Source organism: Pelagicoccus enzymogenes (assembly GCF_014803405.1).
GTDB classification, from domain to species: Bacteria; Verrucomicrobiota; Verrucomicrobiia; order Opitutales; family Opitutaceae; genus Pelagicoccus; species Pelagicoccus enzymogenes.
Genome location: NZ_JACYFG010000032.1, coordinates 178852 through 191357 on the forward strand (window position 1 = coordinate 178852; position 12506 = coordinate 191357).

The window sequence follows — 12506 nt, forward strand, 5'->3', positions numbered from 1 at the left end:
TTGCCTTTGGCTTACTTACCCCGTCGCTTGCGATGGATTGGAGAAGGGACAGATCTACGATCCGGCCTCGGTGGGTTGACCCTGCAGGGTGGCTTGCTCGGAGAGCGATCCCTACCTTCTCGAATGCTCCTCTACTTGCGGTGGGGATCTTTATTTCTTTTCGGACTGAGTTCTCTCTCTCTTCTGGAAATGCGTGGGAAGAGCCTGAACGCTCTCGACCGGGAAATTTCCGCGATTGAGGCTCAGCTGAAGCTCTTGCCGGTGCGGGAACCCGGCGAGATGGGCGGAACGGCTGGCATTTACGTGGAACGGCAGGCTGACTCAAGCTCGTCGATTACAGTAGATTTGGGAGAGGTTTTTCCGATCGATCTTATCGCCCTGCTTCCCACGCGAATGCAGAATGTGGAGCGTGAGATGGAGCAGGTCGGTTTCCCTTCTCGTTTCGAGATTTTGGGTTCTGTCAGTGAAGATTTCAGGGAGCCGGTCGTGCTGTATTCGGGGAGAGAAAACGATTTTCCAGACCCAAGCGGGTATCCAGCATTGTTTGACGGGGAAGGTGCCGAGGCACGCTATGTGCGAATCGAGGTGCATGATTTCCCTCAAGTGCGAATGCGTCGCGCAGCCTCTTTTGCGGAGCTTTTCGTATTTTCCAATGGTCAAAATGTGGCGAGTGGCAGGCCGGTAGAAGCTAGTGATTCGATTTCTTGGGAGGGATTATTCGATGCGTCTTTCTTGGTCGATGGCCAAACGACGTTCGGCCAGCCCATTTTAAGTGGTGAAAAAATGCCACGGAGTCGCGGTTGGCACGCTGCAGTTCGGATGCGCGCCGATAAGAAGGAATTCGTGGAATTACATTTCAATACCGCACAAAAAATTCACGGTATTCACTTGTATCCAGTATATCATTCCCTCTGGCCAAACGGCACAGACTACGGCTTTCCAAGCCATTTTCGCCTTGAGGTACGCGAGCCGGACAAGGGCTGGCGCACGGTGGAGGATTGGTCGGAGCGTGTGTTCCCGCCACCGGGGAACAGTCCAGTCTATTTTTCGATTGAAAGTCTAGAGGTAGACGCGGTGCGCTTGCTAGCCCTTCGGTTGCCCGAGAGTATTCCGTCTCGCTTCATTTTCGCCTTAGCGGAGATAGAAGTTTTTTCTGATGGGAATAACATCTCTCGCGAAGCAAAGGTGGTATCTTCCAGTTTGCATACTTTTAACCTAGAGGAGTGGAACGAAGAAGCTTTGATCGACGGCTATGCTACGCGAGGCAAGATATTGCCGCTCCAGGAGTGGCTGAAGGGACTTGCCCTCAGAGGACAACTCGAAGAGCGCTTGGCTTTATTATTCGCTCGGCGCTCGGAGAAGCAGAAAGAATTTACCCAGCTCCTTAGAATCGTGGTCACTGTATTAAGTATGACACTACTGTTCGTAGCGGGACTCCTAATTCGCAACAGGTCGATACGTCAGAAACAAATGCTGGACTTGAGGAACCAAATAGCAGCTGACCTTCATGACGACGTGGGAAGCAATCTTGCTAGCATCACAATTTTGGCAGCAGGCGCTCGCGAGCAATGTTCGACGGGTACACCTCAAGCCATTGCCTTAGAGCGCTTGGTGGACATTGCAAAAGAAACTTCTGCATCCATGAGAGACATTGTCTGGATGCTTCATCCGGTCCGGAAATCTAACATAAGCCTTACGGCGCGGCTGAAGGACATTGCGAGTCGCTTGCTTGCCGAGACTGAGTTTACCTTCGAGGGATCAAAGGAAGTCGGTGCGGATGCGCTCAGCATGGAAAAATTGCATCATTTTCTGCTCTTTTATAAGGAAACGCTGCACAACCTTGCTAGACATGGGAACGCGACCCATGTGAGGATTTCACTCGGTGTATTAGATAAGAATATGCATTTGCGGATATCGGATGACGGCAATCGCCCCGAAGCGGGAAAACTTCCCGAAGGATTGAAGCTACGAGCGGAGAAATTGTCTGCAGCCTTGTCTTACAGATCTGTTGATGCGTGGAACGAACTGACCTTGATTGTCTGATGAGTACTGAAAAATTATCCGTTTGGTTGATTGAAGATCATGCGAACTACCGCGATACGGTTGCCATGGCTTTACGGGCTCGAGCGGAGATCGCGTCGTTGCTGGACTTTAGCGAGGCAGAGAGCGCGTTGAAACGCTTGAAGTCCGTTCCTTCAGCTCGACCTGATGTGATACTCATCGATCTGGGACTTCCTGGTCTTTCCGGATTGCAAGCGATTCCGAAGCTGAAAGATCTGCTGCCCACCGTTAACATCGTAGTGCTAACGGTGTTCGACGATAAACCGAAGGTTTTTGAAGCGATAGCGTCAGGAGCTTCCGGATACTTACTCAAGTCTTCTACCCCCGGCGAGATCGTTAATGCAGTCGTGCAGGTGCATCAGGGAGGCTCGCCGCTGACACCACAGGTAGCTCGTTACGTGTTGTCCGCTTTCTCCGAGGTGCGAATACAGGCTTCTGCGACAAAGCTTACTCAGAGAGAGCAGGAGATTCTGTCTTACTTAGCAGATGGTTTAATTAAGAAGCAAGTTGCTCAGAAGCTGGACATCAGTGCCCACACGGTGGATTATTACGTGCGAAAGATATACGAAAAACTACAAGTTAACACCTTGTCGGGTGCAATTTCGAAAGCGGTTCGGGAGGGGCTCGTCTAGAAGTTCAGTTGAAAAACTGTACGCTCAGTTTCCAGGATTACGGTTCCCTCTCCAGAATGTGGCCTCAACCGGGCGGGCAATTGGGAGCGTCCAGCTGTTTGTATCGAGGTCGAAAGTGGCTTCTGGATTGAGTTCGATCCAGCCTCTCAGGTCTTTTGATTCGAAAACACTTGGTGCGTATATTGCGGGATCGCTTCCTTCGCGAACGATAAGGGACCAAGTGGTGTTTCCATTTCCTTGCCTAGAGAAATTGATTTCGGAACTGGAGCTTGTATCCAAGTGTTGGAGCGCTTTAAATGACCGAATGCGAAGGGGTTCGGACTCGTGGCCTTGCTTCATAGATGTCACGGTCATGCGCAGCTTGCGGGTGTTCGCTTTACTATCGAAATAGAGTTGTAGCGCTTCCTGCTCGGAAACCTCTCCCTCCCAGGCTTTCTGCCAAGAGGAGTCATCCCAGATTTCGACTCGTAGCTTTTCGATATTCATTTCCTCAAAAGCGAGGTAGACTCCTAGGACTTCGTAGGGAGTTCCTAAGTCGGTCATTATCCATTGCCCAAGACCAGCGTGAGAAGATTCCCAGTAGACTGAGGGATTTAAGTTGTTCGCGTGAACTGGAGGGTGGTTCGAAACAAAAGAAGATGCTGAATGGTAGGCCCCGTAGCGACGCATTTGAAGTTGAGCCTCGAACAGGGATTGAGGATAGGGCTGTTGTTCGCGAAGTTCGTCCAAGCCCTCATTAGCGAAACCGACTGTTTTTCCGGGGGAGCTAAAACCGATGAAGAGCGGCCTAGCGTAGGTGTAGAGGGGCTGTTGTGTCGGGTTCCAGAAATCATAGTTTGAACGCGTTTCGCCCGCTTTTTCAAAGTTCCAGAAGGTTAGGTCGGGCCCGCTGTTTGGATAGGCGCTCTTGGCTCCTCCGTTGCGGGTGAAATTTCCCTTGGTGACGTTGTCGAGAAGATTCGCGTAAGGATGGTAGCCATGGCAGTCGACTGATTTTTCACCCAATGTACAATTTTTGAATACCGTGCTCGTCGTGCTCCATCGCATCCCGGCAGCATGCCAGTGTGACGCGGTGTTCAAGCAGTTCTCGAAGAGCGTCCCGTAACTGTAGCGAGCGTAGTATGAAGAATGGCCCGGCTTTCCTGAGAATTCCACATCTTTGACCGTAATCGCGATACTACGGTCAATAGCCAAGCCTTGGTTCCAATCACGAAATTCAGTATCACGTATCCATGAGTCCCTTACGTTCTCGAAGAGGACAGCGTTCCAAGCGTAGTCTACGACGGCATTTTTGTGGTGCGAAAAGGTATCTGGATGATTTGCCCAGTCGCTGGAGAAGCGGATGCCGATGATGCCGACTTCAGAAATATGCGGATGCGTCTCGAGGCGAGCGTAACCGGTGTCGAGCTCGATGTTGAGCTGAACTGGATTTTCAAAAACCACCTGGTTTCCGATGACGCGAGAGATAATGTGTTTTTCGAAAGAGCGGATACCTTTATTGCTCGAATTCCAGGCTGAATTGAATTCAAGTCCTGGGAAATTTGCTTCCCGGCTTTGCGAGTCGTTATAAACGAGGTCTACCGAATCGCCAGGCGTGAGCTGGCTGGCATCGTCGACTGTGACGACTCGTTCACCTTTTCGAACGCCCTCGATAAGTATAGTAATTGTCTCTGTTGTGCGATTCTCGGGACGAAAGATGAAGCGCCACGGGCCACCGTCCGTCGGCACTCCCTCATCGTTTTCTCCACCGGACCAGTCGGCGAAAATTTCCGTGCCATTGTCGTGGGCGCCGACACCCCTAAAAACGATATAGCCACGGTTTACCTCGATAGGCGACTTTGCGTTCGCTTCGTCGGCAACGAGAAATCTCCCAGCAGGGAAGTCGATCACCACCGGGCCATTAGATGACTCGGCAGCTTCTATGGCCGCACGGATCGCGGTGTCATCAAAAAGGCCATCGTCAGGTATCGCTCCATAGTCGGTAACGTCTATACTCTGCCAATCGTCCAACTGAGGCAGGGGGGCATTTGAGAAACGATACCCGGCGTAGGAAAAGTCTCGCAACGAGCTTTGCCAAGGCGTGCCAGCCTGAGCGTTTTGGTTGAATTCGACCCAAGAGGGAGCTTCGATCAGCTCTTCGGAGCGTAACATTCCAGTCGTGGCGAGCAGTAAGGGTACTAATAAAATGCGTTTCATGAATACGGAATTGAGCCTAAACGATAGCCGCCGTTGTTTTAGCAAAGCACGTCAGTAGGAGCGTCGGGTGTATTCCGCACAAAGGTTGTAAATTCATAACAGTATGAAGACGCGACTGAATCCCTATGGAGATAGTGGGCGTACTGAAGGGTCACGCGATGAGATGACGCTCCAGGGGAATCCGTTTTGTGCTGTATCACTCACCGAGGCGTTTCGGGACGCTCTTTGCAGGCGGAGATTCGTCGTCCTTTCCCGCTATGCGGTAACTTCCAGAGCTGAGTTTCAGGGTTTTCGGATAGCGTGTACCCAAAACTGAATTTTCGGTCCATGCAGTGGTTTCTCCGTCGATCGTCGCCGCTTGGATACGGTTGGGAAGAACGATGGTGGCGCTCGTATTTGGGGGGATTTCAATGGACCAAGAGAAGTCACTCTCTTCAAGCTTCCACGAGCTGCTGGCGGTGCCGTAGGGAGTCTCGATGCTGGCGGAGGCTCCAATGTGCAACCCGACGGTTTGCGGCATGAAAATTAGTTTCTTGAAACCGGGTGTCGACGGGGCGGCCTGCACTCCGCCGATCGCGTTGTAGAACCAGTGGTGAAAGCTAGATTGGAAGGGATGGCTGAGGGATTTTGAGGTGGTTTTCTTGATGGGATCCCATCGGCTCATGTTTTCCCAGATCGAGGTAGCTCCTTGGCTAAACATGTATCGGTAGCTTGGGTACGTCTCTTTCTGGAACATCTCCCAGGCCACATCGGCGTGACCGTAGTTGCTGAGGGCATGATAGAGGAACCCGGCTCCGTGGGCGCCGACGTTGAAGTGACCTCCGTTGCCGTGTACGACTTCCTCGGCGAGACGGTCGGCTACCGCTTGGCGGTTGTTGGCGTCAACCACTCCGTAGATCAAGGCTAGGGCGTTCTCAGTTTGACTGTTGAAGGTCATGGCCCGCTGGTGGAAGTAGGTCGAGTTGATGGCTTGCCGTATGCTTTCGGCCCGCTCGGCGAAGGTTTTTACCAACTCGTCGCCTTTCTCAAGCGCCTTGGCTAGCGCGGCCATCGCCTTTACCGCGAAAAAGTAGTGCATGGCTGCGGTGGTGGCTGGGTGGGAGTTGAACGGACTGCCGTCGACACGGGTGAAAGACAACTCGAGGGTGGCGGGTTGATCGCACCAGTCGCCGAGGGAACCGGTAGGAATGCCGCTCGGATACTTCTCGTGGGCAAATTCCAAGTAGTTCAACATGTGTTGCCAGTGGTGTTCAACGATGCGAAGGTCGCCCGTGTAGTGATATTTATACCACGGAAGCAGAATGGTACATATGCCCCAGTCGAAGGCTTCGAACATGCCGTTGCGGCGACCGGGAGCGATGTTGCCGGGCAGTCCACCTAGGAGGTCGGAAGAGCTGCGAATGTCTTCGATATACTTACCAAGGCTCGATCCGATGTCCCAGTTGTAATAGACCATTTCGCCCGTGTTGTAGGCATCGAGCCAACCGCACTTCTCGCGGTGCGGGCAGTCGGCGGGCAGACCGACGAAGTTGGCTTCGTAAGTCCAGAGGATGCACTCGTGCAGCTTGTTGAGGAAGGCGTCGGAGCAGGAGAAGGCTCCGGTTCGCTTGAAGTCCGTGCGTACTTGGTAGCCAACGATGTCGTCAAGTTGAGGCTTTTGGGGGAGACCTCTTATCTCGATGTATTGGAAACCGTGATACGTGAAGCGAGGTTCGTAGGTTTCCCGGCCCTGGCCGCTGGTTATGTAACGATCGTGCTGGTAGGCGCCAACGGCGCGGCGACCGATGGTGTCCCAGTCGAGTTGATTCTCAGGCGTGAGGATCTCCGTATAGCGAAGGTCGATGGCGGTGCCGCGTGGAGCTTCGAGGGAGAGTGAGATCCAACCGGCGAAGTTGATTCCCATGTCAACGATGTAGGCGCCTGGTTCCTGTTCGATGATCGAAACCGCTTCTACCCGATCTACTTTGCGAGTGGGGGGCAACAATTGGGCTTCCAGGCGTTGTGGGAGTGGTTGGTCCTCCTCTGGCCCGGAAACGCTTCCCCACGTGAGGTCGTCGTCGCCGATACGGCCGTCGCAGACCTCGCCGGTGTAGAGGTTTGCTTTGAGCAATTGGCTTGTGGCAGCTTGCCAGTGGGAGTCAGTCACGATGGTTTCGCGGGTGCCATCAGCGTATTCGATTTCCAATTGCGCGAGGGCGATCGGTTTTCCGTAGCGGAACAGTGGGTCAAAAAAGCCCATACTCTGGCCATACCAGCCCTCTGCGAGATGAATGCGAAGCTCGTGTTCCCCTCTGGAAAGTTGTTCGTCTAGAGCGTCGATAGTGTAGAGTGCTCTGACTTCGTAGTCTGTCTGAGAAGGGGAGAGAACGCGGTCTGAAATTTTCTTCCCATCGAGATAAAGCTCGGAGTAACCGAGGCAGCTAGAGTAGAGACGGGCGCGGGTGATCGCCTTTTTGATTGCAAAGGAGCGACGAAGCCAGCAGGCAGGTTCAGCTGACTTCACTATTTGAATACGCTCCGGACGCTTGGCGACAGCTACTTCGTCGAGCTTGCGTTCGCGCTCGTAGCCGCCATCGGCGATGGGTTGGTAGACGACTTTTTCGCACCACTCGAGTACCAGTGGGTCCTGGCTCGGAGCGCGTGCGGCAGCATTGATCCAATTGGCGGACCAGTCCGAGGCTTTGAGCAGTCCCATCTCCCAGAATGCGATCTCGGAAGTGGCCTCGGCTCCTTTGTTGTCCCAGACGCGAACCTGCCAATAAGCGATAATCCGTGAAGCAAGCAGCGTTCCGGCATAGGAGACGAGGTGCGACTGGTCGCTTTCTACTCGTCCGCTATCCCAAAGGTCGGCTTGACCCTCGGCAAGTTTCTCGGGGGCGCTGGCGACGCGGATTTGGTAAGCTGCTTGGAAAACCGATTTGCGATTGGATCGGATCTTCCAGCTCAGACGAGGCGTTGTTGTTTGTATGCCGATGGGTTGTTGGATGCTTTCGCAGCGAAGATCGTAAAGTGAAAATGTGGACATCTTGATTCGGTAGCCGGTTTGGAAACGGTAAGGATTGTTGCCTTGGCAAATCTGCTTAACAGACGGTGATGGCCTCGATGCCGAGGAGCTTGGCAAGCTTCTGCAGTTTGCTGGCAATGTGGCCAATGCCCACGGCACAATGGTGGGCGGGCCCGTGGCTATTCCATTGCTCCACGAAGGCGCGGGCCCCAATGGAGAAGCGGTAGCGGCTGTTCGTATTACCGATTTCGAGGATGGGGCCCGACTCGGATTCGGCCTCGGCGATGAGTAGGCGGAGCTCGCCGTCGCCAGACTGTACTAAAGACAGCAGGGTGACAGGACCGTGCTTGACGGACATTTCGACGGAGAGGCCGTCGCCCACTTTGCCGTGGTAGACGTCCAGCGGTTTGACCTTGGTTTTGCCTTGAGCGATGGCGAGATGCCCAGGGCCGTCGTGGCCGAGGAGGACGATGTCATCCTCGAAGTCGATGGCGTAGTATTCGGTGAAGGATCCGCCGACTCCGAAGAGGTCCATGATCTTCATGGCTTGGGCGTTTTTGATTTCGTACTCTCCTGCGACGGGAACGCCATTGGCAGTGAGAAGCGAGTTGCCGAGGATGACTGAACTCATTGTATCCAAATTTTCTTCATTTCCGGTGCCCATGTAGTAGTAGGCGAGGGAACCGAGGTCGTGGTTGGCGACCAGTCTGTCGAGGGCGACTGAGGTGCGGGCGGCTCGTTCGAGCTCGGCTGGGGCGCAGTCGGGCTGCACGTCGAACTCTTTCTGGAACAGAGCGACTCGTTCCGCAATTTCCGTATCCGTAACGTCGCGACGGAGAGCCGAAAGCTCGTCGACTTCTACGATTTCCATGTGGCCGCCAAAAACACCGCACTGCTGGGTAATGTCGGTGTAAATGTCCAGCATACCGTTGTAGTAGTGGCCCATGAGACCGAGGCGGTTGTGGTACATGCCGTGAGCAACGCGGGCGGCGGCAACCCAGTCTGCGATCTCGCTCCAGCAAGGGTCGGACTCCTCGAGGGTGCCGGTGATTTGCTGGAATTCGATCCCGGTACGATTGAAGACGTTGGAAATTTCGGGTACGGGGCAGGCCGAACAGTATTCGAGCCAGCGGCCGGTCATGAGGGTGCGGTTGCCGAGCTTATTGAAACTCTCGTAGTCGATCTTGGCGCTGGGAGCAATGTTCAGGAGAATAACGGGAACCTTGGCGCGTTGTACGACGGGCAGCACGGTCGAGGAGAGGGCGTAAGTCGTAACGTAGAGGAAAATGATATCAACGTCGGCTTTGCGGAAATCATGACCGGCGTCGAGCGCTTTCTCAGGGGTGTCGACGAGGCCCAGGTTGACGACTTCGGATCCGTATCCAGAAAGTCGTTGCGCCATGGTTTCCATGTTACGATCGAGGCTTTCTTTGAGTTCGGGGAATTGCGGCCAGTAGGCTTCCAGGCCGATACCGAAGAGGCCTACTTTGAAGGTGTGTTTGGATTTCATGCGCTTACGTTGCTTTCTCTTCTGAGATTTTTGGGGGTGGGGGCGGTATTTATTGGGGCTACCATCGCTTTAGACTCTCTGCCGCCCTCCCGCGCCGAGTAGCCTAGCTCCCCGGAGTCGCTCCTTTGGCCAAGGGGCAGGTCGTGGAAATTGTAATCAGTTTGCATGAGTGAGGTAAGCGGGGTGAGAAGAATCTGTATCTCTTGCCAGATGCTACAGTTAGCAATGGCCGATCCTTGCTCTGTGGAAAACGGCGATTGATTCCATACGTATCGAAAAGCTTCCGCAGATCGAATCGTGCAAGTTTTTGCGCATTTGTCAGATTGGAAGATTCACCTTGGGTGAATTTCATGCGATTCTCCAAACTTACCCCAGCATTCGCTAGCTCAGCTTACTGCAGCAATTTCATTTACCGCGACATGATAAAATACGTACTATACCTCTGTTTGTTTCTGACCCCACAATTGTTTTCACTGCCGGCAGCGAACTCGCTGAGCGTCGGGCCTCTCTTGCAAGACCCGATTGGCTATGGCGAAAGCGAACTGCAGTTTTCGTGGAAGCTGCCGCAAGGGGAGCAGACGGCTTGGGAAATCCGCTGCGCAACGAAGCGTTCGTTGCTGCCGGGAAAAGCCGATCTTTGGCAGAGTGGGCAGCGTTCGTCGTCGCAGAACTTGTTTGTCAATTACGAGGGAGCGAAGCTTGGGACCGGAGATCGATTGTACTGGATTGTTCGATACTGGGATGGGGATGGAAATTTGTCGGACTGGTCCGAGGTCGCTAGCGTCGAGTACGGACTGCTGTACTCGCATGATTGGAAAGGGAAGTGGATCCAGGATCCGGAGGATCGCTCGGGAGAGATTGATCCGGCTCCGCATTTTCGCAAAGCGTTTGAAAGCAAGCCCAAATTGGATCGAGCCCGCTTGCATTACTCGGCTGAGGGGATCGTCGACTTTTCCCTCAACGGGAAGCGAGTCTCGGACAGCTATTTCGGTCCCGGATGGCCGGACTACCGCAAGCGTCGCATCGCCCGTACAGTAGACGTTACCGAGCTTTTGAAGAAAGGCGAAAACGTCATTGGCGCGGTGCTCGCGGATGGTTGGTACAGTGGCAATATCCTATTTGCGGGCAGGGAGCGAAATGGTGGAACTCCCGCTCTCCTATGCCAGCTGGAGTTGTATTACAAGGATGGTAGCCGAGATGTGGTCGTTTCCGATAGTAGTTGGAAAGTGGTGACGGGCGCCGTGCAGTTTGCCGACTTCTACGATGGCGAGAGCTACGATGCCCGAGCCGCATTGGGGGCTTGGGATGAGGTAGGATTTGACGACTCAGGCTGGCGAGCGGCCGTTGCGCGCGACGTTGACCTTGCGATTCCAATCAGTAGCTATTCGGGACCCTCTGTAAAGGCGGTGGAAAAGATTGCCCCCTTGTCATGGAAACGAGGTGACGAAGGGACGATTATCTTTGATTTCGGAGTGAATCTGGTGGGCGTGCCCGAGTTGAAGATGCCGATGGAAAAAGGTCAAACCGTTGAGATGAGGTTTGCCGAAGCCCTCAACCCGGATGGAACACCGCACTACGAGAATCTTCGTTCGGCCAAGGTGACGGACTCTTATACCGCGGCCGAGGACGGTGTCGCAACTTGGTCACCTCGCTTCACTTTTCATGGCTATCGCTACATGGAACTCTCTGGGATTCCGGAAGGAGAGGAACCTCGGTTGGATTGGGTAAAGAGTTTAGTCCTTACGAGCGAAGTCGCTTCAACGGGCGAGTTTAGAAGCTCTGTAGAAGACTGGAACCAGTTGCAGCAGAACATCAGACGAAGCCAACTAGGAAACTTCTTGGAGGTGCCAACGGATTGTCCGCAGCGCAACGAACGCCTTGGTTGGACGGGCGATATCCAAGTCTTTGGTCCCACTGCGGCCTTCAACTTTCAGTCCTTGGCTTTTTTGGAAAAGTGGTGTCGCGACCTGAGGGATGGGCAATTCCCAACTGGAAAGATTCCTGATGTGGCTCCAGATGTCATGTGGGTGCGAAGCCGACCTCATGGAACTCCAGCTTGGGGGGACGCCATTACGATTGTACCATGGGATATGTATCAAAAGTATGGTTACAATAAGATTCTACGAGACAACTACCAGGCGATGATCAGATGGGTTTCCTACTACGATATGGAAACGTCGGCTAATGGTGGTCTGTGGATTGATTACGGATACAACGATTGGCTGCAACCGTTCCAGGAGAATACCGATAGACCCTTGCGAGGTGACACCAGTCGTTCGTTGCTCGGCACGGCTTACTACGCTCGCAGCGCGGCCATCTTGGCGGATGTCGCGGAGGCGCTAGGCTACGAGGACGACGCGAAACAATTTTCGAAGCGGGCGGAATCCGTTCGCGAGCGTTTTGCGAAAGCGTTTTTTGAAGACGGAGTGATGCTTCCTCGGGAGGACGGAAAAGAAACGCAGACGGCCTATTTGCTGGCGCTCGCTTTCGACCTGCTGCCCGAAGCGGACCGGGCGAATGCCATGCGAGAGCTAGAGCGTCTTGTGGTAGAAGAGGCTAACGGGCATTTGCGTACGGGATTTGTGGGTACGGCTTTGATTTGCAGGACTTTGAGCCGTTTCGGACGCACGGATCTGGCTTACACGGTTGCCTTGCAGGAAGAGTACCCGTCTTGGATTTATTCAATCCGAGAAGGGGCGACTTCCATTTGGGAACGTTGGAACAGCTACTCGCGGTCGGAGGGCTTCAACGGAGCAAAGATGAACTCCTTGAACCACTACGCCTACGGAGCGGTAGGGCAATGGATGTATGAAACGGTGGCAGGCTTGTCCGAACTAGAGCCTGGATACAAAAAGATTAAAGTGGCTCCAGAACCGGGCGGCGGAGTGACGCAGGCTAAGGCGTCCTTGGAAACTCCCTACGGATTGGCCGAAAGCTCATGGCAGCTTGGGGGCGGCAGGTTTGATCTCTCCGTCGTGATCCCACCGAATACATCTGCGGTTGTAGAACTTCCGAATGGTGAAACAGTAGAGGTCGGAGTTGGAAGACATACGTTTTCTCGACCCGCAGGACAATGATTCAGGTTCTAGGTAATTCAAGAGAT

Annotated in this window: 6 protein-coding genes; 3 read left to right on the top strand and 3 right to left on the bottom strand. The window is 53.8% G+C overall.

All coding sequences use genetic code 11. The features are described 5' to 3' along the window. Window positions 1-123 precede the first annotated feature (123 nt). Together IEN85_RS11350 and IEN85_RS11355 are read left to right on the top strand one after the other, a co-directional pair. Window positions 124-2043, top strand: a complete 1920-nt coding sequence (locus IEN85_RS11350; protein ID WP_191617205.1) for a histidine kinase — start codon at window positions 124-126, stop codon at window positions 2041-2043. Then, window positions 2043-2693, top strand: a complete 651-nt coding sequence (locus tag IEN85_RS11355) for a response regulator (protein ID WP_191617206.1) — start codon at window positions 2043-2045, stop codon at window positions 2691-2693. Before IEN85_RS11350 ends, IEN85_RS11355 begins: the two co-directional genes overlap by 1 nt. Window positions 2694-2717: 24 nt before the next feature. On the opposite strand, the gene IEN85_RS11360 is transcribed toward IEN85_RS11355, so the two are convergent. The 3 genes from IEN85_RS11360 to IEN85_RS11370 form a co-directional block, all read right to left on the bottom strand. Beyond that, a complete protein-coding gene (locus IEN85_RS11360; protein ID WP_191617207.1) occupies window positions 2718-4844 on the bottom strand; it encodes a DUF4955 domain-containing protein in 2127 nt (708 codons plus the stop codon). Window positions 4845-5085: 241 nt separating this feature from the next. Next, window positions 5086-7914: an alpha-L-rhamnosidase gene (locus tag IEN85_RS11365; RefSeq protein ID WP_191617208.1), complete on the bottom strand. Its 2829-nt coding sequence runs from the start codon at window positions 7912-7914 to the stop codon at window positions 5086-5088. 55 nt (window positions 7915-7969) lie between these two features. Continuing rightward, on the bottom strand, window positions 7970-9403 hold the full coding sequence (locus IEN85_RS11370) for an arabinose isomerase (protein WP_191617209.1): 1434 nt from the start codon (window positions 9401-9403) through the stop codon (window positions 7970-7972). Between the two features lie 419 nt (window positions 9404-9822). On the opposite strand from IEN85_RS11370, the gene IEN85_RS11375 reads away from it, so the two are divergent. Beyond that, window positions 9823-12480 carry a family 78 glycoside hydrolase catalytic domain gene (locus IEN85_RS11375; protein WP_191617210.1) on the top strand — a complete coding sequence of 886 codons (2658 nt, stop codon included), beginning with the start codon at window positions 9823-9825 and terminating at the stop codon, window positions 12478-12480. Window positions 12481-12506 lie beyond the last annotated feature (26 nt).